This is a genomic window from Cellulomonas sp. P5_C5 (assembly GCF_054049655.1).
Genome location: NZ_JBFULY010000010.1, coordinates 105419 through 128634 on the forward strand (window position 1 = coordinate 105419; position 23216 = coordinate 128634).

Annotated in this window: 21 protein-coding genes and 2 tRNA genes; 12 read left to right on the forward strand and 11 right to left on the reverse strand. The window is 72.8% G+C overall.

All coding sequences use genetic code 11. From position 1 onward, the window contains the following. The first annotated feature begins 1 nt into the window (after window position 1). The 3 genes from trmB (at window position 2) to ACXJKF_RS11390 (ending at window position 3390) form a co-directional block, all read left to right on the forward strand. Window positions 2–784: a tRNA (guanosine(46)-N7)-methyltransferase TrmB gene (trmB, locus tag ACXJKF_RS11380; RefSeq protein WP_456787829.1), complete on the forward strand. Its 783-nt coding sequence runs from the start codon at window positions 2–4 to the stop codon at window positions 782–784. Continuing rightward, window positions 781–1614, forward strand: a complete 834-nt coding sequence (locus ACXJKF_RS11385) for a LysR substrate-binding domain-containing protein (protein WP_456787830.1) — start codon at window positions 781–783, stop codon at window positions 1612–1614. Before trmB ends, ACXJKF_RS11385 begins: the two co-directional genes overlap by 4 nt. Window positions 1615–1860: 246 nt before the next feature. Next, on the forward strand, window positions 1861–3390 hold the full coding sequence (locus ACXJKF_RS11390) for an APC family permease (protein WP_456787831.1): 1530 nt from the start codon (window positions 1861–1863) through the stop codon (window positions 3388–3390). A gap of 24 nt (window positions 3391–3414) precedes the next feature. On the opposite strand, the gene ACXJKF_RS11395 is transcribed toward ACXJKF_RS11390, so the two are convergent. Together ACXJKF_RS11395 and ACXJKF_RS11400 are read right to left on the reverse strand one after the other, a co-directional pair. Further along, window positions 3415–3804, reverse strand: a complete 390-nt coding sequence (locus ACXJKF_RS11395) for a DUF5997 family protein (protein ID WP_456787849.1) — start codon at window positions 3802–3804, stop codon at window positions 3415–3417. Between the two features lie 203 nt (window positions 3805–4007). Then, window positions 4008–6482: a glycogen/starch/alpha-glucan phosphorylase gene (locus ACXJKF_RS11400; RefSeq protein WP_456787832.1), complete on the reverse strand. Its 2475-nt coding sequence runs from the start codon at window positions 6480–6482 to the stop codon at window positions 4008–4010. A 162-nt stretch (window positions 6483–6644) separates the two neighbouring features. Between ACXJKF_RS11400 and ACXJKF_RS11405 the strand changes: the two genes are divergently transcribed. Beyond that, on the forward strand, window positions 6645–7037 hold the full coding sequence (locus tag ACXJKF_RS11405; RefSeq protein WP_456787833.1) for a hypothetical protein: 393 nt from the start codon (window positions 6645–6647) through the stop codon (window positions 7035–7037). A gap of 2 nt (window positions 7038–7039) precedes the next feature. Here ACXJKF_RS11405 and lysX read toward each other — a convergent pair whose 3' ends face one another. After that, window positions 7040–10399, reverse strand: coding sequence for a bifunctional lysylphosphatidylglycerol synthetase/lysine--tRNA ligase LysX (lysX, locus tag ACXJKF_RS11410; protein WP_456787834.1), 3360 nt, complete (start codon window positions 10397–10399; stop codon window positions 7040–7042). 304 nt (window positions 10400–10703) lie between these two features. Next, on the reverse strand, window positions 10704–11069 hold the full coding sequence (locus ACXJKF_RS11415; RefSeq protein WP_456787835.1) for a hypothetical protein: 366 nt from the start codon (window positions 11067–11069) through the stop codon (window positions 10704–10706). Window positions 11070–11325: 256 nt separating this feature from the next. Between ACXJKF_RS11415 and ACXJKF_RS11420 the strand changes: the two genes are divergently transcribed. Next, on the forward strand, window positions 11326–12558 hold the full coding sequence (locus ACXJKF_RS11420) for a low temperature requirement protein A (protein ID WP_456787836.1): 1233 nt from the start codon (window positions 11326–11328) through the stop codon (window positions 12556–12558). A gap of 23 nt (window positions 12559–12581) precedes the next feature. On the opposite strand, the gene ACXJKF_RS11425 is transcribed toward ACXJKF_RS11420, so the two are convergent. The 3 genes from ACXJKF_RS11425 to ACXJKF_RS11435 all read right to left on the reverse strand — a co-directional run bounded on the left by ACXJKF_RS11425 (window position 12582) and on the right by ACXJKF_RS11435 (window position 14380). Beyond that, a tRNA-Ser gene (locus ACXJKF_RS11425) sits at window positions 12582–12670 on the reverse strand. A gap of 60 nt (window positions 12671–12730) precedes the next feature. Then, a complete protein-coding gene (locus ACXJKF_RS11430) occupies window positions 12731–13324 on the reverse strand; it encodes a YdeI/OmpD-associated family protein (RefSeq protein ID WP_456787837.1) in 594 nt (197 codons plus the stop codon). 30 nt (window positions 13325–13354) lie between these two features. After that, complete coding sequence (locus ACXJKF_RS11435; RefSeq protein WP_456787838.1) at window positions 13355–14380, reverse strand: hypothetical protein; 1026 nt, start codon at window positions 14378–14380, stop codon at window positions 13355–13357. A 159-nt stretch (window positions 14381–14539) separates the two neighbouring features. Between ACXJKF_RS11435 and ACXJKF_RS11440 the strand changes: the two genes are divergently transcribed. Genes ACXJKF_RS11440 through ACXJKF_RS11450 form a run of 3 tightly spaced genes read left to right on the forward strand, consistent with a single transcriptional unit; the run spans window position 14540 to window position 17630 of the window. Next, on the forward strand, window positions 14540–15535 hold the full coding sequence (locus tag ACXJKF_RS11440) for an acyl-CoA dehydrogenase family protein (protein WP_456787839.1): 996 nt from the start codon (window positions 14540–14542) through the stop codon (window positions 15533–15535). Continuing rightward, complete coding sequence (locus ACXJKF_RS11445; RefSeq protein ID WP_456787840.1) at window positions 15529–16890, forward strand: PIG-L family deacetylase; 1362 nt, start codon at window positions 15529–15531, stop codon at window positions 16888–16890. Before ACXJKF_RS11440 ends, ACXJKF_RS11445 begins: the two co-directional genes overlap by 7 nt. Then, window positions 16887–17630, forward strand: coding sequence for a glycosyltransferase (locus ACXJKF_RS11450; RefSeq protein ID WP_456787841.1), 744 nt, complete (start codon window positions 16887–16889; stop codon window positions 17628–17630). The genes ACXJKF_RS11445 and ACXJKF_RS11450 overlap by 4 nt, the downstream gene beginning before the upstream one ends. Here ACXJKF_RS11450 and ACXJKF_RS11455 read toward each other — a convergent pair. Further along, complete coding sequence (locus ACXJKF_RS11455; protein WP_456787842.1) at window positions 17561–19087, reverse strand: RNB domain-containing ribonuclease; 1527 nt, start codon at window positions 19085–19087, stop codon at window positions 17561–17563. The two genes, ACXJKF_RS11450 and ACXJKF_RS11455, sit on opposite strands and share 70 nt — an antisense overlap. Window positions 19088–19216: 129 nt before the next feature. On the opposite strand from ACXJKF_RS11455, the gene ACXJKF_RS11460 reads away from it, so the two are divergent. Together ACXJKF_RS11460 and ACXJKF_RS11465 are read left to right on the forward strand one after the other, a co-directional pair. Next, window positions 19217–19894, forward strand: a complete 678-nt coding sequence (locus tag ACXJKF_RS11460) for a phosphatase PAP2 family protein (protein ID WP_456787843.1) — start codon at window positions 19217–19219, stop codon at window positions 19892–19894. Next, complete coding sequence (locus tag ACXJKF_RS11465) at window positions 19891–20613, forward strand: phosphatase PAP2 family protein (RefSeq protein WP_456787844.1); 723 nt, start codon at window positions 19891–19893, stop codon at window positions 20611–20613. Before ACXJKF_RS11460 ends, ACXJKF_RS11465 begins: the two co-directional genes overlap by 4 nt. Window positions 20614–20707: 94 nt before the next feature. Here the strand turns inward: ACXJKF_RS11465 and ACXJKF_RS11470 are convergent, their stop codons facing one another. Continuing rightward, window positions 20708–21172, reverse strand: coding sequence for a winged helix-turn-helix transcriptional regulator (locus ACXJKF_RS11470; protein WP_456787845.1), 465 nt, complete (start codon window positions 21170–21172; stop codon window positions 20708–20710). A gap of 83 nt (window positions 21173–21255) precedes the next feature. On the opposite strand from ACXJKF_RS11470, the gene ACXJKF_RS11475 reads away from it, so the two are divergent. Beyond that, window positions 21256–22482 (forward strand): MFS transporter, encoded by a 1227-nt coding sequence (locus ACXJKF_RS11475; protein WP_456787846.1) that lies wholly within the window; start codon window positions 21256–21258, stop codon window positions 22480–22482. 18 nt (window positions 22483–22500) lie between these two features. Here ACXJKF_RS11475 and ACXJKF_RS11480 read toward each other — a convergent pair. Next, window positions 22501–22592, reverse strand: a tRNA-Ser gene (locus ACXJKF_RS11480). A gap of 110 nt (window positions 22593–22702) precedes the next feature. Here ACXJKF_RS11480 and ACXJKF_RS11485 point away from each other — a divergent pair. After that, window positions 22703–22966: an HPr family phosphocarrier protein gene (locus ACXJKF_RS11485; protein ID WP_055916496.1), complete on the forward strand. Its 264-nt coding sequence runs from the start codon at window positions 22703–22705 to the stop codon at window positions 22964–22966. 13 nt (window positions 22967–22979) lie between these two features. Here the strand turns inward: ACXJKF_RS11485 and ACXJKF_RS11490 are convergent. Further along, window positions 22980–23216: integrase core domain-containing protein (locus ACXJKF_RS11490; protein ID WP_456786023.1), on the reverse strand; the 237-nt coding region annotated here is incomplete at its 5' end.

Here is a 23216-nt window from a genome sequence, read left to right on the forward strand (position 1 = left end):
CGTGAGCCTCCCGTCCGACGCGTTCCGGCACGTGGCCGCGCGACCCCACGAGCCGCTGCGCACGTTCCACCCGCGCCGCGCCCCGCTGGGCCGCGAGCGTGAGGACGCCCTGCGGTTCCTGTGGCCGCGGCTCGGCTTCTCGGTGCACGACGCGGACTCCCCGATCCCACTCACGGCCGACGGCGCACTGGACACCGTCGCGCTCTTCGGGCGGTCGGCGCCGGTCGTCCTCGAGATCGGCTCCGGCATGGGTGAGACCACCGCGGCGATGGCCGCCGCCGACCCGTCGCGGGACTACCTGGCCGTCGAGGCCCACCTGCCCGGCGTCGCCAACCTGCTCGGCCTGCTCGACCGCGGCGGCCTCACCAACGTCCGCGTCGCCCACGGCGACGCCCTCGACCTGCTCCGGACCGCGATCCCGGCCGTGCCGCCGCGCGAGGGTGACGCCGTCGTCGCCGCCAGCGAGCCTGGCCTGGACGCCGTGCACGTGTTCTTCCCCGACCCGTGGCCCAAGGCCCGCCACCACAAGCGCCGGCTCGTGCAGCCGTCGCACGTGGCGCTGCTGCGGTCGCGGCTGCGCGTCGGCGGCACCCTGCACTGCGCTACCGACTGGGTGGACTACGCGGACGCCATGCTCGAGGCGCTCACCGCGGACCCGTTCCTGGAGAACACCGCCGACGGCTTCGTGCCGCGGCCCGCGCACCGGCCCGTCACCAAGTTCGAGCAGCGCGGCCTCGACCTCGGTCACGAGGTCCGCGACGTGATCTTCCGGAGGGTCCGATGAGCGTGTTCCGGCTCGCGCTCGTGCCGGGCGTCAACCCCGACCGGTGGCTTCGCGTCTGGCAGCAGCGGCTTCCCGACGTCCCGGTCGAGCTCGTGCACACGTCCCCCGACGAGGCAGTGGCCCTCCTGCGCTCCGGCGGGGCGGACGTCGCCCTCGTGCGGCTGCCGGTCCTCGGCGACGACCTGTCGACCATCTCCCTGTACACCGAGGCCACCGTCGTCGTCGTGACCAAGGACCACGTGGTCAGCGTCGTGGAGGAGGTCGACGCCGCCGACCTCGACGACGAGACCCTCCTCGTCCCCCTCGACGACCAGCTGCACTGGACCGACCCGCCCGGCACCCCGTTCGCCGGCGACCCCGTCCCCACCACCGCCGACGCCATCGACCTCGTCGCCGCGGGCATCGGCGTGCTGGTCCTGCCGCAGTCGCTCGGCCGCCTGCACCAGCGTCGCGGCCTGACGGCCCGCGTCGTGCGCGACGCCCCCGGGTCCGCCGTCGGCCTCGCCTGGATCACCGACCGCTACGACGACCTGACCGAGGAGATCATCGGCATCGTCCGCGGCCGCACCGCCACCAGCTCCCGCGGCCGCGGCGCCCCGGCACCCGCCGAGCCGACGACCCGAGGTCGCAAGGCGGGCGGGTCGACCGCGAGCACGGGCGCATCCAGCAAAGGCGGCGCATCCAGCAAGGGCGGCGCATCCAGCAAGGGCGGCGCATCCGGCAAGGGCGCGTCCGGCAAGGGGTCCAGCAAGGGCGGGACCGCGCGGTCGTCGTCGGCCCGCTCGTCGTCGAAGAAGCCCAACCCCCGCAAGCCCCGCCCGGGCCGCTGACCTCCCTCTCCACCCCTCCAGCCCTCGACCACGCCATGAGTGCCGCCACCGAGCGCTGTCGCGTCAGCCAGGGCTCGTTCGCTGCCGGCTCGACGGTCGGCCTGGTGGCGAACCCGACAGGGGTGACGGCATCCACCCGTTCGCGGTACCCATGTCGGGTTCGAGGGCCGGGTTCGCCCCGCGGCGACGTGGCGGGAGTACTGTCCGGTCTCGGGGGCACCGCGACGACGCGAGCCGGGAGGTCCGATGAGCAGTGCCGTGACCGATGAGTCCCCTGCGCCGGCGAAAGGGCTGAGCTCCGGCAGTCTCGGCCTCTGGGGCAACACCGTCATCGGCCTCGCGTCGACGGCCCCGGCGTACTCGCTGGCCGCCACGCTCGGCTACGTGGTGCTGGCGGTCGGTGAGAAGTCGCCGGCCATGTTCCTCATCGCGTTCATCCCGATGCTGCTGACGGCCATCGCGTACCGCGAGCTCAACTCGGTCATGCCGGACTGCGGGACCACGTTCACCTGGGGCGCCAAGGCGCTGGGTCCGTGGGTCGGCTGGCTGGGCGGCTGGGGGGTCGCCGTCTCGGGGATCATCGTGCTGGCCAACGTCGCCGAGGTCGCCGCCGTCTACTTCCTGCGCGCGTTCGGCCTGGACGAGGTCGCGGAGAGCCGGATCGCCGTCCTGCTGCTCGGCGTCGGGTTCATCGTCGCGATGACGTGGGTGAGCTACCGCGGGATCATCGTCAGCGAGCGGCTGCAGAACGTCCTCGTCGTGTTCCAGTTCATCGTGCTCGGCGGGCTGAGCATCCTGGCGCTCTGGAAGGTCTACGCGGGCACCGCCGGGCCGCAGGCCGTGCTCCCGGAGTGGTCCTGGTTCAACCCGGCAGGACTGTCCTCGTCCGCCATCGCCGCCGCCGTCATCCTGTGCCTGTTCATCTACTGGGGCTGGGACGCGTGCCTGGCGGTGAATGAGGAGACCAAGGACCTCGCGCGGACCCCCGGACGTGCGGCGGTGCTGGCCACCGTCATCCTCCTGGTCACCTACTGCCTGGTCGCCGTCGCCGTGCAGGCGTACGCGGGGTTCGGCACCACGGGGATCGGCCTGAACAACGAGGCCAACATCGACGACGTCGTCACCGTGCTGGGTGGACCGATGCTCGGGCCCGTCATGGCGTTCATCCTGCTGCTGGTCATCGCGGTGTCCGCCACGGCGTCGACGCAGACCACCATCCTGCCGACGGCCCGCGGCACCCTGGCGATGGCCATCTACAAGGCGGTGCCCGGGCAGTTCGCCCGCGTGCACCCCGTGTTCAAGACGCCGTCGTTCTCCACGATCGTCATGGGCGTCACCGCCGGCGTCTTCTACATCGTGCTCAAGCTGCTCAGCGAGGACGCGCTGTTCGACTCGATCGCGTCGCTGGGGCTCGCCGTGGCGTTCTACTACGCCGTGACCGCGTTCGCGTGCGTCGTCTACTTCTGGCGCTCCATCTTCCGCAGCGCCCGCAACTTCTTCCTGCGCGGCCTGTTCCCCGTGCTCGGGGGCCTCGGGATGGTGTGGGCGTTCGGCATCTCCGCCCGGGACATGCTCGACCCCGACTACGGCTACACCAGCTTCGGCGGCATCGGCGGCGTGTTCGTCATCGGCGTCGGCATGCTCGCCCTCGGCGTCCCGCTGATGGTCGCGTGCGCCGCGAAGGCGTCGCTGCGCCCGTACTTCCGCGGCGAGTCGCTCAACCGCGAGACGCCGGTGCTGGTGCCGGACTTCGAACCGCCCCACGGGGGGCTCTGACCGGCCTCCCCGAGGGCCGGTCGATCAGGACTTCTGCGCGGCAGCCTTGCGGTCGGCCTCGGCCTTGCGGTCCGCCTCGCGGGACTCCTGCAGACGCTCCTCCAGGCGGACCTGTGCGGCGATCTCGCGCTCACGGACCAGCCAGTTCGGGGGCTCGGCCTGCAGCGCCTCGATCTCCTCGGTGGTCAGCGGGTCGGTGATCCCGCCGCGCGCGAGGCCGCTGATCGAGATGCGCAGGCGGCCGGCGATGACGCTGCGCGGGTGCGGTCCCTCACGACGCAGGTCCACCAGCCACTGCGGAGGCGTGCGCTGCAGCTCCGACAGCTCGTCGCGCGTGATCATCCGGTTCTGGAAGTCCTCCGGGGTCGCCGGGAGGTACACGTCGAGCTTGGCGGCGGCCGTGGACGCCTTCATCTCCTGGGACTTCTTCGCGGGTGTCACGCGACAAGGGTAGGCCCCGCCACCACACAGCAGCGTCCGAGGAAGTGGCTGCTGGAGCGCTCACTTCCTCGGACGCTGCGCGGTCGGGCTAGTTCCTGTGCTTATGGTCGCGCTGACCTTGCGCTTCGCTTCGGGCGGGTGCGCTGGCGCGCCCCCACCCTTCGCTGCGCTCCAGGTCAGCGCTCCGGCGGCACGGGGTGGGTGCCCCAGATGCGGTCGATGTAGTCGCGCATGCTGCGGTCGGAGGAGAAGAAGCCCGAGCGGGCCACGTTGAGCACCGCCGAGCGGGTCCACGCCTCGGTGTCCGCGTAGGCCTCGTCGACCCGCTCCTGGGCGTCGATGTACGCCTGGTAGTCGGCCAGGACCAGGAACCGGTCCTCGGAGAGCAGGTTGGACACGATGGGCTCGAAGGTGGCCCGGTCGCCGCCGGAGAACGCGCCGGACGCGATCAGGTCGAGGGCGTGCCGCAGGGAGCGGTTCTCCTCGTAGTAGGACGTCGGGTGGTAGCCATGGTCCACGATCTCGGCGACCTCGGGCTCCAGCAGCCCGAACAGGAAGAAGTTGTCGTCGCCCACGAGCTCGCGGATCTCGACGTTCGCGCCGTCGTCGGTGCCGATGGTGAGGGCGCCGTTGAGCGCGAACTTCATGTTGCCCGTCCCGGACGCCTCCTTGCCGGCCAGCGAGATCTGCTCGGACAGGTCCGCCGCGGGGATGAGCTTCTCCGCGAGCGTCACGTTGTAGTTGGCGGGGAACGCGACGGTGAGCCGGCCCTCCAGCGCGGGGTCGGTGTTGACCACCCGGCCGACCGCGTTGATCAGCCCGATCGTCTGCTTGGCCATCCGGTAGCCCGGCGCCGCCTTCGCGCCGAACGCGAACGTGCGGGGGGTGACGTCCTCGATCTTCACGGCGCCGGAGGTCACCTGGTCGTAGAGCGTCACGATGTGCAGGAGCTTGAGGGTCTGCCGCTTGTACTCGTGCAGCCGCTTGACCATGACGTCGAGCATGGTGTCGGGGTCGACCGTGATGCCGTCGCGTGCCGCCAGGACGTCCACCAGCCGGAGCTTGTTCGCGCGCTTGACCTGCCGGAACGCTGCCCGGAAGTCGGCGTCGTCGGCCAACGGCTCGAGCTCCTTGAGCTTGTCCAGGTCCGTGACCCAGCCGTCGCCGATCGCCGAGGTGATCAGCTCCGACAGCCCGGGGTTGGCCAGCCGGACGAACCGGCGGGGCGTGACGCCGTTGGTGACGTTGGTGAACTTGTCCGGGAAGTGGTCGGAGAAGTCGTGCAGGACCTTGTCCTTGAGCAGCTGCGAGTGCAGGGCGGCGACGCCGTTGACCTTCGAGCCGGCGACGGTCGCCAGGTAGGCCATGCGGACGGCCCGCTCGGGGTACTCGGCGATGATCGACATGCGGCGCACGCGCAGCTCGTCGTCCGGGTAGGCCTCCCGCAGCTCGGCCATGAAGTCCTCGTTGATCCGGTAGATGATCTCGAGGTGCCGGGGCAGCAGCTTGCCCAGGAGCTCGACCGACCAGACCTCGAGGGCCTCCGGCAGCAGGGTGTGGCACGTGTAGGCGAAGCACTTCTGCGTGATGGCCCAGGCCTCGTCCCACTCCCAGCCGCGCTCGTCGACGAGGATCCGCATGAGCTCGGGGATGGCGATGACGGGGTGGGTGTCGTTGAGCTGGAAGATGATGCGGTCGGGCAGGTTGCGCAGGTCGAAGTCGTGAGGCAGGACCTGGTCGAGGAAGTCCCGCAGCGAGCACGCCACGAAGAAGTACTGCTGCTGCAGGCGCAGCTCCTTGCCCTGCGGCGTGGAGTCCTCGGGGTAGAGGACCTTGGAGATGTTCTCCGCGAACGTCTGCGCCCGGACGGCCTGCGCGTAGTCGCCGGCGTTGAAGATCTCCAGGTCGAACGCCCGCGTCGCGCGCGCGCTCCAGAGGCGCAGGGTGTTCACGCGGCCGTTCTCGAAGCCCGGGACCATGTAGTTGTAGGGGACGCCGAGGACGCTCCAGCCCGGCACCCAGCGGGACCGGGTGACGCCGTCGTCGTCGGTGTAGTGCTCGGTGTGCCCGCCGAAGTCGACGGTGACGGCCGACTCCGGGTGCGGGAACTCCCACGGCGACCCGAGGGCCAGCCAGTTGTCGGGCTTCTCCACCTGCCAGCCGTCGACGAACGTCTGGCGGAAGATGCCGTACTCGTAGCGGATCCCGTAGCCGATGCAGGGGACGTTCATCGTCGCCAGGGAGTCGATGAAGCAGGCCGCGAGCCGCCCGAGGCCACCGTTGCCGAGACCGGGCTCGACCTCCGCCTCGCGCAGCTCCGCCAGGTCGATGCCCAGCGATGCCAGGCCTTCCTCGACGACCTCGTCCAGGTCGGCGGCGAGCAGCGCGTTGTCCAGCTGGCGGCCCAGGAGGAACTCCGCCGACAGGTACGCCACCGACTTCGCCTGGATCTGGTACTGCCGGCGCAGCGTGGCGAGCCACCGGACCATCAGGTAGTGGCGCACGGTGCGCGCCATGGCGAGGTACTTGTCGTTCACCGACGCTCGCGTGAGGTCGGTGCCCTGACCGAAGTTCAGCTCCCTCAGGAACTCCCTGACGAAGCCCTCCACGGTGTGCTCGGGGGTGGCGATGGGGGTCGTGTTGTCCGTCACCCTCGCCACGGTAGCGGGCGTCCTGGACCAGAGCGCTGTCATGCGATCACTCGTAACAAACGGACTGGTCACACCCTGGCGGCGGGTGCGGCCAGTCCCTACTGTGAGCCTCAAGGGCCGGGAGCAGTCCTGCCCTCCACCGACGAAGGAGCGCGTGGCCCCATGGTCGTCTTCCTCATCCGGGCGTTCATCTTCCTGGCGTCGGCGGCCCTCGGGCTGTGGATCGCGTCGTTGATCGTCGACGGGTTCACCATCACGGCCTCCGGGTTCCTGGTGGCCGTCGTGGTGTTCGCCGTCCTGCAGAGCATCCTGACGCCGTGGTTCCTGGTGATGTCCCGCAAGTACGCGAACGCGCTCACGGGTGCCGTCGGCCTCGTCTCGACGGTCGCGGCGCTGTTCGTCGCGACGCTCGTCGGTGACGGCCTGACCATCAGCGGCACCAGCGCGTGGGTGTTCGGCTCGCTGACGGTCTGGATCGTCACGATGCTCGGGACGCTGATCCTCCCGCTGATCTTCCTGCGCAACCGCGTCGAGAAGAAGAACGCCGCCGTCTGACCTCAGCGGGTGGGGCGCACCAGCGGGAACAGGATCGTGTCCCGGATGCCGAGCCCCGTCAGGTTCATCACGAGCCGGTCCACGCCCAGGCCCATCCCCCCGGTGGGCGGCATCGCGTACTCCAGCGCGGTGAGGAAGTCCTCGTCCACCTGCATCGCCTCCGGGTTGCCCGCGGCGGCGAGCAGCGACTGGGCGACCAGGCGGCGGCGCTGCTCGAGCGGGTCGACCAGCTCCGAGTAGGCCGTGCCCTGCTCGGAGGCGAAGATGACGAGGTCCCACTTCTCGGCCAGCCGCGGGTCGACGCGGTGCTGGCGGGTCAGCGGCGAGTTCTCCTTGGGGAAGTCGGTGTAGAAGACGGGTGTCGTCGTGGTGCTCTCGCAGAGCTCGCCGTAGATCTCCTCGAGCACGACCGCCCAGCTGGCCCCCGGCTCGAGCTCCAGCCCGATGGCGTCGGCGTGCCGGTTCAGCACCTCGACCGGCGTGTCCGCCGTGATCTGTTCGCCGAGCTTCTCCGAGACGGCCTGGCAGACGGTCTTGACCGGCCAGGTCCCCGACAGGTCGTACTCGGTGACCTTGCCGTCGGCGTCCGCCCGGCGCGCGACCGGTGAGCCGTAGACGGCCGTCGCGGCCTCCTGGATCAGCTCCTGGGTGGTGATGCGCATCGTGTCGTAGTCGCCGTACGTCTCGTACATCTCCAGCGACGTGAACTCCGGGTTGTGCTTGAAGTCGACGCCCTCGTTGCGGAACTGGCGCCCGATCTCGAACACCTTCTCCATGCCGCCGACGACGAGGCGCTTGAGGTGCAGCTCCGTGGCGATGCGCAGGTAGAGGTCCATGTCGTAGGCGTTGATGTGCGTCTCGAACGGGCGGGCGTTGGCGCCGCCGTGGATGAGCTGGAGCATCGGGGTCTCCACCTCGGTGAACCCGCGGGCGTGCAGGGAGTCGCGGACACTGCGCACGATCGTCGCGCGCGTGTAGGCGATGTCCCGCGCGGCGGGCCGGACGATCAGGTCGACGTAGCGCGCACGGACGCGGGCCTCGGGGTCGGTCAGGCCCTTGTGCTTGTCGGGCAGCGGACGCAGCGACTTGCTGGTGAGCTGCAGCGACACCGCACGCACCGAGAGCTCGCCGCGCCTCGTCGTGACCACCTCGCCGGTGACCCCGAGGTGGTCGCCGAGGTCGACGTCGTGGCGCCACAGCTCCAGGTCCGCGGCGCTCACCAGGTCCGCGCCCACCATGACCTGGAGGTCGCCGCTGCCGTCCCGCAGCGTCCCGAACCCGAGCTTGCCGCCGTCCCGCATGCGGATGAGCCGGCCCGTCACGGAGACCTGCCGCCCGGTCGCGGTGTCCGGCGGGAGGTCGCCGGCCTCGTCGCGGACCGCCGCGAGCGTGTGGGTCCGCGGGTACGTGACCGGGTACGGGTCGATGCCGCGGGCGCGGAGCCGGTCGGCCTTCTCCCGACGCACCCGCTGCTGCTCGGGCAGCCGGTGCGCGGACATCGCCTCCTCGACGGCGTCCGGTGCCTGCGGGATCTGCGCCTCGACCGCCGCGGCATAGTCGTCGCCGGAGCGATCCAGCGCGTCGACCGTCCCGCCCCGCCGGTTCAGGAGCTTCAGCGACGGGCGCGTCAGGAACCCCTCCGCGCTGCCCGCCGCGGTACCGACGCGGGGCAGGTCGGAGGTGTATTCGAAGCAGATGAACCGCGGCTGCCACTCGGGCTGGTACTTGGCGTTGGAGCGGTAGAGCGACTCCAGCTGCCAGTTCCGGCTGGCCAGCACCAGCGACTGCCGCCACAGCCGCGCGATGGGACCGGCACCGACCTCGGCGCCGCGCTCGAACGCCTCGCGGAACATCGCGAAGTTCAGGGACACCCGACCGGCACCGAACTGCGTCGCACGTTCCGCCAGCGACGCGACCATGAGCTCGACCAGCCCGTTGTCGGCCGTGGGGTCGCGCCGCATGAGGTCGAGCGAGACGCCCGTGCGCCCCCACGGGACGAAGCTGAGGAACGCGCGCAGGTTCCCGTCGGCGTCGAACGCCTCCACCAGCACGCAGTCGACGTCCAGCTGGTCGCCGAGCCGGCCCAGCGCCATCGAGAAGCCGCGCTCGTCCCCGCCGTCGCCGCGCCACTGCGCCGCCGCCGCGTCGAGCGCCGCGAACTGCGCCGCGTCCAGGGACCCGTGCTTGGACACCCGCGTGGTGTACCCCTTGCGCTGCAACCGGGTCACCGACTGCCGCACCGCCTTCATGCCGGGGCCGGTCAGCGAGAACGACCGCATGTCGAGGATCGCCTCGTCGCCGATCTCCCACGCGGTCAGCCCGGCATCCGTGTACGCGACCGCGCCCGCGCTCCCGGCGCCCATGACGGCCAGCGACCAGCCGTTGAGCCGGGCCTGCCGACGCCACTCCTCGATCGCGGCCGGCCAGTGCAGCGGGTCGCCCACCGGGTTCCCGCTGGCCAGGCTCACCGAGCCGACCACCCGGTACGAGACCCCCGCCCGCGCGGTCGTCGCGTCACCCGTCTCCCACACCATCGCCTTGTCCCGGCGCGTCGCGAAGTAGCCCAGCGAGTCCTCCGACCCGAACTCCCGCAGGAGCGTCCGCACCCGCGCCTCGTCGACCGCGTCGAGGGTGCGCGTGTACGACGGCGACCGGAACAGCAGGATCGTGGCGCCGATGACGGTCGCCGCGCCGATGAGGTTGAGCACGATGCGGACCCACAGCGGTGCCGTCGCGTCGCTCGCGGCGTCGGCCTCACCCAGGTCGCCGACCATGTTGTCCCACACGTAGAACGCCGCGGAGCCGCTGTCCGGGGCGTCACCGAACCGGCTCACCAGCCACGTCCCCAGGAGCAGCAGCACCGCCCCGCCGACGAGGAAGAACGCCAGCGCACGCCAGAAGCTCCCCCGCACCGTCCGCGCACTGAACTGCGGCCGTGCACGCACCGCCACCACCAGCCCCGCGGTGACCAGCACGAGCCCGACCGCGTTCAGCGGCGACCCACCGTCGGCCAGCTCCACGACCCGCCCCACCTGCGGAAGGAGCAGCCACCAGAGCACCAGCACCCACCACGCCGCCCGCAGCCGGCGGTGCAGCGCGACGCCGATGCAGGCCAGCAGCGCCGCGTAGACGATGTTCGGGATGATCGGGATGGTCAGCACCGAGACGACGTCGTCGGGTTGCATGAAGTAGCGCCGGAGCGACGGGATCGCCGCCGAGACCAGCACCAGCGCGCTGGCGAGGAACATGAACGCCGCGAAGCGGTCCGGCCACCGGTCGTCCAGCCGTGCGGGCTGACCCACGGCGGGGTGCCGTTCCGAGGCTTCCGGCGCCTCCTCGGCCTGCGTCGCGACGTCGGTCATGTACCCCTCGCTCCCCGAGGCGGCGTGCGCCGCATGCTCGTCGACCCTGCGCCCCGCAGGACGCGCTCCGGCGCTGCCGGGAGCCTGTCTGGAACATAACGCGGAGCAGGGATCGGAGCCAGGATCCCGTCCCGGTCCTGGGCAACGGGGTGAAGGGCGAGCGTTCCCGCGTGCTGGTCGACTGGGTCGACATGTCTCGGGTCGACGTCGGCGAGTCACCGATCACCGAGGGGTCGTCCGCCGCACTGCCGGCCGGCTGACGGTCGTGACCTGACCGACCAGCGCCCGTGGATCGCACCAGGGGTCAGTCGTGGAACATCGGCTTGATGCCCGCCTCGCCCTCCGCGGCGATGTCGATGGTCGACCGGGCCGGGGGCGTGTGCCGCACGTCCCCGCACCGCCGGCACCTCCACGTCGGGTCCGCGACGTCGAGCCGGACCTCCTTGTGGTCGACGGGCAGCTCGCACCACCACCAGGCGCCGAGGGGCGGATGGTCGGGCTCGTGGTCCCGGAGCACTCTCACCAGGCCGGCCACCTCGGTCGCCGCCACGATCGCGAGGATCATCGCGAGGAGCGCGCCGCCGAAGGAGAACGGGATGGCGAGGAGCGCGGCAGCCACCACCGCGAGGACCAGCACCACCGAACGGAAGATCAGCCGACGTCGTCGCACGGCACGCCTCCACGGGCCGTGGCCGGGGCGGTCACCAGGCCCGTCCGACTGATGCTCCTCCGACGAGGTCGCCGTGGGAAGAGCGAAGGCGCGGTGCTCGTGAACCCCCAACCTTCTGATCCGTAGTCAGATGCTCTATCCATTGAGCTACGGGCGCGTGGCCCCGCAGGGCCGGAGACGACGATACAGGCCAGGAGCCCGGTCGCCCAAACCGTACGCACGTGACCCGTCACACGCTCGTGGCAGGATCGCGCGCATGTCGACGACCACGAACCGGATCGGCACCGGCGGCGGGCGCTGGGGCATGCGGGCGGACGTGCTGCGGCACGGCGACGGCCACGACGGCAGCCGGGTCGGGTACGTGGAGCTGTTCTTCGACCTGGTGTTCGTCTTCGCGGTCACGCAGCTGTCGCACAGCCTCATCGCGCACCCGGACCTGACCACGCTCCTGCACACGCTGATCCTGGGCTGGGCGGTGTGGTGGCTGTGGATCGACACCACCTGGGTGACCAACTGGCTGGACCCGGACAAGGTGCCGGTCCGCACGATGCTGCTGGTCCTCATGGGGCTCGGCCTGCTGATGTCGAGCGCGATCCCCGAGGCGTTCGAGGGCAAGGCGCTGCTGTTCGCGGTGCCGTTCGTGCTGATCCAGGTGGGGCGCACGCTCTTCACGGTGTGGGCGATGGGCCGGCACTGGCCCGAGAACGCGCAGAACTTCGTACGGATCACCGTGTGGCTGAGCGTGTCCGGGGCGTTCTGGATCGCCGGGGCGCTCACGCACGACGAGCGGACGCGGCTGGTGCTCTGGGTGGTGGCCGCCCTGCTCGACGTCGCCGGTCCCCGCGCGCTGTTCTGGGTGCCGGGGTTGGGACCGACGAACCCGCACACGTGGTCGGTGCGCGGGTCGCACATGGCCGAGCGGGTGTCCCTGTTCCTGATCATCAGCCTGGGCGAGTCGATCATCGTGACCGGCACGGCGTTCGCGGAGCTGGAGCTCGACGCGACGACGCTGCTGGCGTTCCTCGCGGCGTTCGCCAGCACGGTGCTCATGTGGCTGCTGTTCTTCGACCGGTCCGAGCAGTCCGCCACCGCGTACTTCTCGTCGCAGCCCAACCCGGGAATGGTCGCGCAGACCGCCTACACGTACGTCCCGTTCCTGCTGATCGTGGGCATCGTGCTCACCGCGGTCGCCGACGAGGTCGTCCTCCTGCACCCCCTCGGCCACACCGAGACGTGGACCGCGGGGCTGATCTGCGGTGCGGCGGCCGTCTACCTGCTGGGGAACGCGTTCTTCCGACGGGCCACCGGGGGCCGGTGGTCCGTCGCGCACCTGCTCGGCGTCGTCGCGGTGCTGGGGGTGTTCCTGCTGCGGGACGCCGTCACGCCGCTGGCGCTGAACTGGGTGACCAACGGGGTGCTGCTCGCGGTGATCGTGGGCGACGTCGTCGTCGGCCGGCGCGGCCGGACACAGCAACAGCCCGAACCCTGAGGGGCTCGGGCTGTTCTGAAGGGCGGAGACGGTGGGATTTGAACCCACGGAAGGCTTGCGCCTTCACGACCTTAGCAGGGTCGCGCACTAGACCGGGCTATGCGACGTCTCCAGGACCAGCACAGGGTACCCGTGCCGGTGGCCCACCACCAAAGCGGCCTCTGACCTGCTGCTACGCCTTCGGTGTCCACTGGTTGGCCCGGACATTCTGCGCTGCCAGCCGCGCGGACTCCTCCAGCCGTGCCGACCGCGTGGCGTCGCGCTTGGCCTGCACGATCCACTCGAGGATGGCGCGACGGGCCGACGGCGGAAACGCGTCGAAGTGCTCCCGCGACCCCGGGTGCCGCTCGAACGCCGCCGCGAGGTCCTCGGGGACGATCAGGTTCTCCACGTCGTCGAGCAGCGTCCAGGAGCCGTCCGCCTTCGCCGCGTCGATGACCGCCCGGCCCGCCGGCAGCATCCGGCCCTCGGCCTCCAGCCGGACGATGCGTTCCTTGTTGGTCCGCGCCCAGCCGCTCCCCGGCTTGCGACGGGTGAACCACAGTGCCCGCCGCTCGTCGTCGAGCGTGCGTCCGGCCGAGTCGATCCAGCCGACGCACAGCGCCTCCTCGACCGCGAGCTCGTACCTCACGGACGGCTTGCCGGTCGGTGTCTTCCAGGACACCAGCCACGCCCCGGTCTCGGTCGCGTGGTGCGCGAGCAGCCAGTCCCGCCACTCCTCGACGGTCTCGACGTGCACGTGCGGAGCGTCGTCCCTGCCTGCCATGCGCCCATCCTCGTCGAGACCTCTGACAGGTCAGCCGTCCGACGACGCCGTCGCCTCGCGTGCGGTCGCCGCCGAGTCGCGTGCGCGCTCGGCGCGGTGGAGCTCGCGTTCCGCGGTCGTGAGCTCGCGCTCGTCGGCCCGGAGGGTCTGCTGCGCGGTGCCGACCTCCTTGTCCGCGACCGCGGCGGCCTTCCCGGCGGCGGCAAGCCTGCGGCGGGCCTCCGCGAGCGCGCGCACCAGGTCGTCCTCCTCCTCGTGGGCGCGGGCGGCAGCCTCCTCGGCGCGCGTGACCTCGGCGGCGCTCTCGTCGCGGGCGGTCACCGCGGCGTCATGGCGGCGCCGCGCCTCGGTCGCCGCTCGGTCCGCCTGCTCCCAGGCGGCCTGCGCCTCGTCGCGGGCCCGCTGCTCGCGCTCCTCGCGGCGGCGACGACGGTCGCGCTCCGCGGCGGACTCGCCCGTCGGCTCGGCCCGCTCCGACTCCCCGACCAGCCGGAGCTTCCCGCGCGCAGGCGACGGCTTGGACGGCTTGGGCGATCTGGGCGCCGGCGCAGGCGTGGGCGTCGAGCCGTCCGACGCGTCCGCGCTGCCGAACCCGGCGTACTCGCGCGCGGCGGTCAGCCGGCCGGAGACCACCTCGCGGGCGACGGCCGGGTCGGCGAGCGCGGCCGTGAGGGTGGCGTCGAGCTCCTGCACGACGGCGTCGCCGATCTTCTGCCCGGTCGGCTGCGCCAGCTTGCGCGCGCGTGCGACGAGCGAGCGGACCAGCTGGCGGCGCTGCTTCGACAGCTCGCGCAGGGCGGGACCGTCCAGCGACTTCTCGGCGTCGCGCAGCCCTTCGCCGAGGGCGACGATCTGCCCGGCGAGGGCGGCGTCGTCGCGCACCAGGAGGTTGACCAGCCAGGCGGAGACGGTGGGCTTGCGCAGCTCACCGATGGCGCCGGCCAGCTCGCGGTCCTTGTCCGCCCGGGCTGCCCTGACCGCGGCGTCGCGCCGTGCGATGAACTCCGCGGGCGGCCCGGAGTAGAGGTCGTCGACGACCTCGTCGAGCTCGCTCATCGGACCGGTCGGGCGCTCGGGTGCACGCTCCGACCTTGCCACGCGGGCCCGCGTCCGCGCACGGGTGTCGTCCCAGGTCGCGCGTCCGGCGGGTCGCGGTGATGATCTGGGACGACGGATCCAGCAGCGGTCCGAGGTGCGGCCTCTGGAGAGACGACGATGGTCGACGACGCCGTGCGCCTGCTGCCGTTCCGTGCGAGCAGCCCGTCCCCGGACCTGCCCCGGACGGTCGAGGACGCCCTGCGCACCTCCTGGCCGGACCACCTGCTGCCGGGCCGGGGCGCGACCCGGGAGCTGTGGGAGCTGCTCGCGACCCTCGGCGCCACGGACCTCGGCGTCGCGCGCGCGGTGGAGCCGCACCTGGACGCGCGGGCGATCCTGGCCCAGGCCGGTGTGCCGGACCGCGACCGCCGCGCGTGGGGTGTGTTCGCGGCCGAGGGTCCGGGCATGCGGCTGGATGCGGTCGACGACGGCGACGGCTGGCGGCTGGACGGGACCAAGCCGTGGTGCTCGCTGGCCGGCGTGCTCGACGCCGCCCTGGTCACGGCCCACCTGGCCGGCGGCGAGCGGGCGCTGTTCGCCGTCGACCTGCACGATCCGGGGGTCCGGCTGCTCGACCAGGCGTGGGCGTCGCGCGGGCTCGCCGAGATCCCCAGCACGGCCGTCGCGTTCGACGACGTCGCCGTGACGCCCGTCGGCGCTCCCGGCTGGTACCTGGAGCGCCCCGGGTTCTGGTGGGGCGGCATCGGCGTCGCTGCCTGCTGGTTCGGGGGCGCGGTCGGCCTCGGCCGGCGGGTGCACGCCGAGGCGGCCCAGCGCGACGACCCGCTGCTCGCGATGCACCTCGGCGCGGTCGACCGGCGGCTCGAGGACGCCCGGCGCGCGCTCGCGGAGGCCGCGACCCTCGTCGACACCGGTGCGCTCGACGCCGCGCAGGGCCGTGTCCTGGCCAAGCGGGTCCGCGCGACGGTCGCGGAGGTCTGCGAGGACGTCCTCGCGCGCGCGGCGCACGCCCTCGGTCCCGCTCCCCTGGCGCTCGAGACCGAGCACGCCAAGCGTGTCGCCGACCTGCAGGTCTACGTGCGCCAGCAGCACGCCGAGCGCGACGACGCGTCCCTGGGCCGGGCGCTCGCGTCGGAGGCCGCGCCGTGGTGACCTTCGACGGACGGGCGCCGGGGACGCCCGCGGCGACCTGGTCAGCCGACCCCCGGTTCCGCGACCTCCCCGCCCTCGCGCTGCGGCGGACGGGCCGCACGGTGGTCGTCGCCGCGCACCCCGACGACGAGACGCTGGGCGCCGGCGGCATCCTGGCGGAGCTGGCCGACGCCGGTCACCCGGCCGAGGTGGTGATCGTCTCCGACGGCGGCGCCTCCCACCCCGGGTCGCCGACGCTCGATGCCGACGCCCTCGCGGGACGCCGCTGGGCGGAGGTCGTCGAGGCGGTGCACGTCCTGTCCCCCGCCTCGACGATCACGATGCTCGGGCACCCGGACGGCGGGCTGCGCGAGGTCCGCGACGCGATCGAGGACGACCTGCGGGCGCTGCTGGTCGACGGTCCCCCCGTCGACCAGCTCGTCGCGACGTGGCGCGGGGACGGTCACCGCGACCACCGGATCGTGGGCGAGGTCTGCGCGGCCCTGGCCGACGAGCTCGGCTGCACCCTGCTGGAGTACCCGCTCTGGCTCTGGCACTGGGCCACCCCGGACGACCCCCGGGTGCCGTGGGACCGGCTCCGCGTGGTCGAGCTGGCGGACCGGTCCGTGGTCCGCAAGCACCGCGCCGTCGCCGCGCACGCCACGCAGGTCACGCCGCTGTCCCCGGACCCGCACGACGCACCGACGCTGCACCCCGCGTTCCTGCGGATGTTCGACCGGGACGTCGAGGTGGTCGTCGCGCAGGAACCCGCCCGGCCCACCCTGACCGGCGAGTTCTTCGACGCGACCTACGGCCGGCACGACGACCCCTGGGGGTACACGGACCGGTGGTACGAGGAGCGCAAGCGTGCGCTGACGCTGGCCGCGCTCCCGGACCGGAGGTACCGGGACGTCCTGGAGGTCGGCTGCGGGATCGGCGTGCTGACCGCGGAGCTCGCGCAGCGCGCGGACAACCTGCTCGCCGTCGACGTGTCCACGGCCGCGGTGGAGCGGGCCCGTCGTCGCCTCACCGGTCTGCCGCACGTGCGCGTCCAGGTCGCCGACGTGGCGGACGCGATTCCGGCCGGGTCGTTCGACCTCGTGGTCCTGTCGGAGGTCGGGTACTACCTCGACCGCCCGACCCTCGACCGCCTCCTCGCCGGCCTGCGCACCCGCCTCGCCCCGGGCGCCACCCTCCTGGTCTGCCACTGGCGCCACCCCGTCGAGGCGTACCCGCTGACCGGCGACGAGGTGCACCGCGTGCTGCGCCGGACCACCGACCTCACGCTCCTGGCCGAGCACCGCGAGAAGGACCTGCTGCTCGACGTCTACAGCGACGACCCGCGGTCGGTGGCGCAGCGGACAGGTCTGGCATGAGGCCGCGCATCGAGCACGTCGTGGTCGTCGTCCCGGCGCGCGACGAGGAGGTGCTGGTCGGCCGGTGCCTCGGCGCGCTGCAGGCCGCCCGGCAGGCGGCGCGTGCGGTGCTGCCCGACCTGACCGTCGACCTCGTCCTCGTGCTCGACCGGTGCACGGACGGCACCCGGTCGGTCGCGCTCGGTCACCTCGACGTGCGGATCGTGGACCTCGACGAGGGCTGCGTCGGCGCCGCACGCGGCGCTGGGGTGCGCGACGCCCTCGTCCGGTCGACCACCGACCACGGCGGGACGTGGCTGGCCAGCACCGATGCCGACTCCGTCGTCCCCGAGGGCTGGATCCTCGAGCAGGTCCGCCTGGCCGACGCGGGGGCCGACGTCGTCGTCGGCACCGTACGGCCCGACCCCGCCGACCTCACGCCGACCCAGCACGCCGCCTGGCGGGCGACCCGCGTCCCCGGCCGCCCGAACGGGCACGTGCACGGCGCGAACCTGGGCGTGCGGGCCGACGCGTACCTGCGGGCGGGCGGCTTCCCCGACCGGCCCGTGCACGAGGACGTCGACCTGGTGGCCGCCCTGGTCGCGTCGGGTGCACGCGTCGTCGCGACGGACGCCGCCGACGTGCTCACCTCCGGGCGGCTCGCCGGCCGGGCGCCCGGCGGCTACGCCGGCTACCTGCGGTCGAGGTTCGGAGCGCCCGAGGACTTCGGTGTGCCCGAGGACGAGGCCGAGTCGGCCTGAGCCAGCTCGAACAGCACCTTGCGCTGCGTCACGGACGCCTCGGTCAGGCGCACGCGCACGTCCTCGCCCAGCGGCAGGGACGCTCCCTCGATGCGACCGCGGACCGCCGGGTCGCGCAGCTGCACCACCCCGGAGTCGCGGTCCGCGCGGACGTCGACGATCGCGGCGTCGAACACCTCGCCCTCCCGCCCGGTCAGCAGCGCCGCCTCCACCAGGTCCAGGCAGCCGCGCTCGTACTCGGCGGCGTGCTTGTCGCCCGACGCCATGAGGCCCGGCAGCTCCGGCAGCGCGTCGCGCACCCAGTCCGGCACCGGCCGGCCGGCGCACAGGGCGAGGCACGTCTCGCCGACGAACCGGTCCACGAGCCGCCGCAGGGGCGCGGTCGTGTGGGCGTAGGGCGCGGCGATGGCGGCGTGCATGGTGAACGTCGGCAGCTCGCCGTCGAACGCGACGTACGCCGCGCCGCGCAGGAGCGAGGTCGCGTCGGTGAGCAGGGCCGCGTGCGCCGGGTTCGCGGCGTCGAGGTCACGGATGAGGTCGCCGGGGGTCGCGCCCTCGGGCCACGGCACCCCCAGCGCGTGCGCGGAGAGCCGGAGCCGTTCGACGTCGCGCGGGTCCGCGTCGGGGAGGGTCCGCACGATGCCGATGCGGCCGTCGAGCATGATCCGTGCGGCACACATGCCGGTGAGCAACGAGATCTGCGCGTTCCACTCCTCGACCGGGAGCGTCGCGCGGCTGCCGAGGGTCCACACGCCGTCGGCACCCTGCTCGACCACCTGCTCCGGCGTCGGCAGCGTGATCCCGCCGCGCGCCTTCTCCGCCGCCTCCCGGAGCACGCCCACCTCCCGCAGGAGCTGGAGGGTCTCGTCCGCGGTGCCGTCGTCGAGCGCGGCCTGGGCGCCCGTGTACGTCAGCTGCGCGCGGCTCTGTACAGATGCGCGGCGGACGTCGACCTCCACCGGTTCACCGTCGGCACCGAGGTCGATCGTCCACAGCAGCGCCGGCGTCACCTGGTCCGGCAGCAGGCTCGCGACGCCCTCCGACAGCAGCGGCGGGTGCAGCGGGGTCCGGCCGTCCGGCGCGTACAGGGTCTCGACGCGCTCGCGCGCCTCGTCGTCGATCGCCCCGCCCGGGGACACCCACGCGGCGACGTCGGCGATCGCGTACCGCACCCGGAACCCGTCGCCTCGCCGCTCGATGTGGACCGCCTGGTCCAGGTCCTTCGAGCCCTCGGGGTCGATGGTCACGAACGGGACGTCCGTGGCGTCGGAGCGCTCGCCGTCGGGTGCCCGGGCCGCGGCAGCCTCCGCCTCGGCGATCACGTCGGGCGGGAACTGCGCCGGCACACCCAGCTCGACACGCAGGTCGTCGAGGCCGCGCCGCACGAGCACGTCGACAGCCTCCCCCTGCGCCTCCTGCGGCGGGCGGGCGTGCAGCTGGACATGGCGTCGGGGCACGCCGAGAGCCTAGGCGGGCGCCGGAGCGAGCGCCCGCCAGAGCCCGCGCGCCGACCACGACCGGGTGACGTCCACCACCCGACGACCGCCCAGCGAGCCGAGAACGCCACGGTCTCCTAACCTGCGGGGATGCCTCAGCCCCCGGTGCGTCGCCGTGCCCTCCTGCGGGCCGTCGCGTTCGGGGCGGCAGTGTCGGTGCCCGTCGCCCTCCTCGCCTACCTCGTCCGCGCGGAGGCACCGGGGCTGTCGCGGTTCGACGAGGAGACGGTCGTCGTCGCGACCTCGTTCACCCGCGAGCACCCCGGGCTCGTCCACGCGCTCGCGGTGTGGCAGGAGCTGCTCAGGCCGATCTGGGTCAACCTGGCCGTGGGGCTGGTCTGCCTGCGGCTCTGGCGGCGGCACGGCCTGCCGACCCGCGCGCTGTGGGCGTTCCTCACGGTCATGGTCGCGTGGGCGATCCAGGCCGGCGCCAAGGGGCTCGTCCAGCGGGCGCGGCCCGTGGTGGAGGACGCTCTCGAGCACGCACCCGGGTCGAGCTTCCCCTCCGGCCACGCGATGAACACCGCCGCCGCGGCCCTGACGACCACGCTGCTCCTCTGGCCGCTGCTCGGGCCACGCGGCCGGGTCGCCGTCCCGGTCGTCGCCGGCACCGTCACGCTCGTCACCGCCGCCGACCGCGTCCTGCTCGGCGTGCACCACCCGTCCGACGTGGTCGCGGGCGTGCTGCTCGGCACCGCGATCGTCGGCGCCTCCGCGATCGGCTACCAGGGCTGGGGACCACGGCCCACGACACAAGGACCCTCATGACCCTGCTGGTCGGCGAGACGACGAGCCACGGCTCCGTCCACACGTTCGTGCACCGCTACGAGCTCGACAGGTCCGCCCCCACGTTCGGGTCGGCGTGCCGTGACCTCGCGAGGCGGGCGCTCTTCCCCGCCGCGCTCTGGTGGCTGGTCATGGTCGGCATCGGGCTCCTGATCGTCGGGCCGCTCGGTGACTTCCCAGCCGAGACCGGCGTCGACCGGTGGTTCGAGGCGCGCCGTACCGCAGGCCTCAACACCCTCACGCTGGTGCTGTCGGACTTCGGGCAGACCCAGTTCGTCATCGCCGTGTGTGTGCTCGTGGTCGCGGTGTTCTGGTGGCGGACCCGGCAGTGGTGGCTGGCTGTGGTGCCGGCGATCGCGATCGGGCTGCAGGCGGTCCTCTTCTTCACGTCGTCGCTGCTCGTCGGCCGGGAACGCCCGGACGTGGGTCTGCTGGACGACTCGCCACCGACCACGGCGTTCCCGAGCGGGCACACCAGCGCCTCGGCGGCGCTCTACGTGTCGCTCGCCCTACTGTGCCAGCGGATCACCCGGCCGTGGCTGCGGTGGGGCCTGACGGTGCTCTGCCTGCTCGTCCCCTTCGCGGTCGCGACGGCGCGCCTCTACCGCGGGATGCACCACCCGACGGACGTGCTCGTCGGCCTGGTGAACGGTGTCCTTTGCGCCGTGCTGGCGTGGGCGTACCTGCGCCGGGACGTCTAGCGCGTCGACCCATCGGCCGGACCCTCCGATACCCAGGTTCTGGGAAGACTCACCCGCTCGGCGCGTCCGCGCTCCGGCGAGCAGGCGTCCGGCGCTAGAAGCGCTCGGCTCCCGGTCCGCGCACGAGCCCCACGTCGCGCGCCTGCACCTCACGCCCGTCGTCCGTGAGGAACGCCATCCGCACCGACTGCCCGGTGGCCGCCTCGACCGGGAGCGCCGCGGGACCGAAGCCCGTGGGCCGGTGCTCGTCGCCCCAGTCGCGGATCGCGACCAGGACCGGTGCGAGATCGCGGCCCGCGTCGGTCAGCACGTACTCCTCGCGCTCGCGCTCCCCGGCCTCGCGGTAGGCGCGGCGCTCGAGGATGCCGTGCTCGACCAGGGCGTTCAGGCGGTCGGCGAGCACGTCCGGCGCTATCCCGAGACGCTCGCGGAACTCCGCGAAGCGGGTCCGACCCTTGAAGGCCTCGCGAACGATCAGCAGGGTCCACTTCTGGCCGAGGATCTCGAGGCCGCGGGCGATCGAGCAGCGGCTGTCGACGGCGGTGAGCGAGCGGGTCACGACGACGATCCTACCGTCCTGCATTGGCGAAACCTAGTCAGAGTGCTAGGTTGGCCGAACCTACTCAGTCCTCGGGAGACGACGTGCCCCAGCTCGATCGCCGCGCAGGCTTCTGGACGGCCGCTCTCGTCGCCGGCCTCGCCCTCTGGGCCAGCGGTGCCCCGACCGTCGTCTACCCGCTCTACGCCCACGAGTGGGGCCTGACGCCGGCGACGACGACCCTGATCTTCGCGGTCTACCCGCTGGTGCTCGTCCCGGTCCTCGTCCTGTTCGGCAACCTGTCCGACGTCATCGGCCGCCGCGCCACCATGCTCTACGGCCTCGCCGCGCTCGGGCTCGGGGCGCTCGCGTTCGGGCTCGCCCCGGACCTCGCCTGGGTGCTCGTCGGGCGCGCACTGATGGGCGTCGGCGTCGGCCTCTCGCTGAGCCCCGCCACGGCGGCCATGATCGAGTTCAGCAGCCCCGGTCAGCAGGCGCGGGCGAGCTCGGCCACGACCGCGGCGACGGCCACGGGCCTCGCGCTCGCCACGCTCGTGGGCGGCGCGCTCGTGCAGTACGGGCCGTGGCCCACGCACCTCACGTTCTGGGTGCTCGTCGTCGTCACCGCCGTGAGCGCCGCCCTGGTCTGGCTGCTCCCCCGGCACACGCGCGACGAGACCGCGGGCCCTTGGCGCCCGCGCAGGCCCCACGTCCCGCGCGACGCCCGCGCGCCGTTCGTCGCCGGCACGCTCGCGGTCAGCGGGGCATACGCGATGGGCGCGATCTTCCTGGCGCTCGGCGCCCAGATCGCCCGGGACCTCGTGCGCTCGGACGACGCCTTCGTCGGCGGCGCGATCATCTCCGTCTCCGCGGTCGTCATCGGCGTCGTCGCGGTGCTCGCCCGGCGGCTGGCTCCGCGCACCGCCGTGACGGTCGGGCCACCTGCCGCAGCCCTCGGACTCGCCCTGCTGATCGGCGCCGGGCTGGCCCACTCGCTGCCGCTCTTCCTCGCCTCGTCGGTCGTCGCGGGCGCGGGATACAGCCTCCTGTTCTCCGGCGGCCTCGGTCTGGTGACCGCGAGCGCGCCGGTGCACCACCGTGCTGCCGTGCTGTCCGCGGCCTACGTCGTCGCCTACGTCCTCCAGGCGGCTGCCGCGCTCGGCATCGGCGCCCTCGCGACGAGCTCGAGCCTGCTGCGCGCGCTCGAGATCGGCTCGCCCCTGGTGCTGACCCTGGGCGTCGCGGCCCTGGTGGTCGCCCGGGCCGGGCACCGTGCGCCGTCCGTGGCGTCGAACGTCGTCCGACCAACGGCTGAGCCCGTTCCGCGCTGACCAGCGTTCGCCACGGGGCGGAGGGCGTGGGATTCGAACCCACGAGAACGGGGTTGTCCCGCTCCAACGGTTTTCAAGACCGTCTCTTTCGGCCGCTCAGACAGCCCTCCCGTGCGGGACGAGCCCGCAGCGGCACGAGTCTCCCACAAGCGCTCGCGCGAACATGGTCTAGACCAGTAGGGTCGGTGAGGTCACCGTCGACCCGCCCAGGAGGCAGGCCATGCAGCGTTCCGTCGTCGTCGCACTTCCCGAGGGGCTGCACGCGCGCCCCGCCGCCCAGTTCGTCGCGGCGGCCGGCAGGCTCCCCGCGAAGGTCACCATCGCGAAGACCGGCGGGACGCCCGTCGCGACGGCGTCGATCCTCGCGATCATGACGCTGGGCGTCGGGTCCGGCGACGAGGTCGTGCTGGCCACGGCCGACGACGACGCCGACGCAGCCGCCTCGATCGACGTGCTCGAGCAGTTCCTCCAGCAGACCGCCTAGATGTACTCGGCCGTCACGTTGGTGACAGTCGGCTGATCGGTGGGAGGCCTCCGAGGGCGCTGTGGCGTCGTCGAGTGTTGTAGTGCTCGAGCCAGGGGGCAAGGGCGGCGGTACGTTCGGCGTTGCTGGTGAAGACCTGCCGGTAGGCCCACTCGGTCTGCAGGGTGCGGTTCAGGCGCTCCACCTTGCCGTTCTGCCAGGGGCAGTGCGGCCGGATGAAGACCTGCTTCGCCCCGAGGTCCGCAGCGAC

Excerpts from the sequence above, each read along its gene's own strand:
- ACXJKF_RS11385 (WP_456787830.1), top strand. The coding sequence starts at position 781 with ATGAGCGTGTTCCGGCTCGCGCTCGTGCCGGGCGTCAACCCCGACCGG.
- ACXJKF_RS11390 (WP_456787831.1), top strand. The coding sequence starts at position 1,861 with ATGAGCAGTGCCGTGACCGATGAGTCCCCTGCGCCGGCGAAAGGGCTG.
- ACXJKF_RS11395 (WP_456787849.1), bottom strand. The coding sequence starts at position 3,804 with ATGAAGGCGTCCACGGCCGCCGCCAAGCTCGACGTGTACCTCCCGGCG.
- ACXJKF_RS11405 (WP_456787833.1), top strand. The coding sequence starts at position 6,645 with ATGGTCGTCTTCCTCATCCGGGCGTTCATCTTCCTGGCGTCGGCGGCC.
- lysX (WP_456787834.1), bottom strand. The coding sequence starts at position 10,399 with ATGACCGACGTCGCGACGCAGGCCGAGGAGGCGCCGGAAGCCTCGGAA.
- ACXJKF_RS11420 (WP_456787836.1), top strand. The coding sequence starts at position 11,326 with ATGTCGACGACCACGAACCGGATCGGCACCGGCGGCGGGCGCTGGGGC.
- ACXJKF_RS11430 (WP_456787837.1), bottom strand. The coding sequence starts at position 13,324 with ATGGCAGGCAGGGACGACGCTCCGCACGTGCACGTCGAGACCGTCGAG.
- ACXJKF_RS11435 (WP_456787838.1), bottom strand. The coding sequence starts at position 14,380 with ATGAGCGAGCTCGACGAGGTCGTCGACGACCTCTACTCCGGGCCGCCC.
- ACXJKF_RS11440 (WP_456787839.1), top strand. The coding sequence starts at position 14,540 with ATGGTCGACGACGCCGTGCGCCTGCTGCCGTTCCGTGCGAGCAGCCCG.
- ACXJKF_RS11450 (WP_456787841.1), top strand. The coding sequence starts at position 16,887 with ATGAGGCCGCGCATCGAGCACGTCGTGGTCGTCGTCCCGGCGCGCGAC.
- ACXJKF_RS11460 (WP_456787843.1), top strand. The coding sequence starts at position 19,217 with ATGCCTCAGCCCCCGGTGCGTCGCCGTGCCCTCCTGCGGGCCGTCGCG.
- ACXJKF_RS11465 (WP_456787844.1), top strand. The coding sequence starts at position 19,891 with ATGACCCTGCTGGTCGGCGAGACGACGAGCCACGGCTCCGTCCACACG.
- ACXJKF_RS11485 (WP_055916496.1), top strand. The coding sequence starts at position 22,703 with ATGCAGCGTTCCGTCGTCGTCGCACTTCCCGAGGGGCTGCACGCGCGC.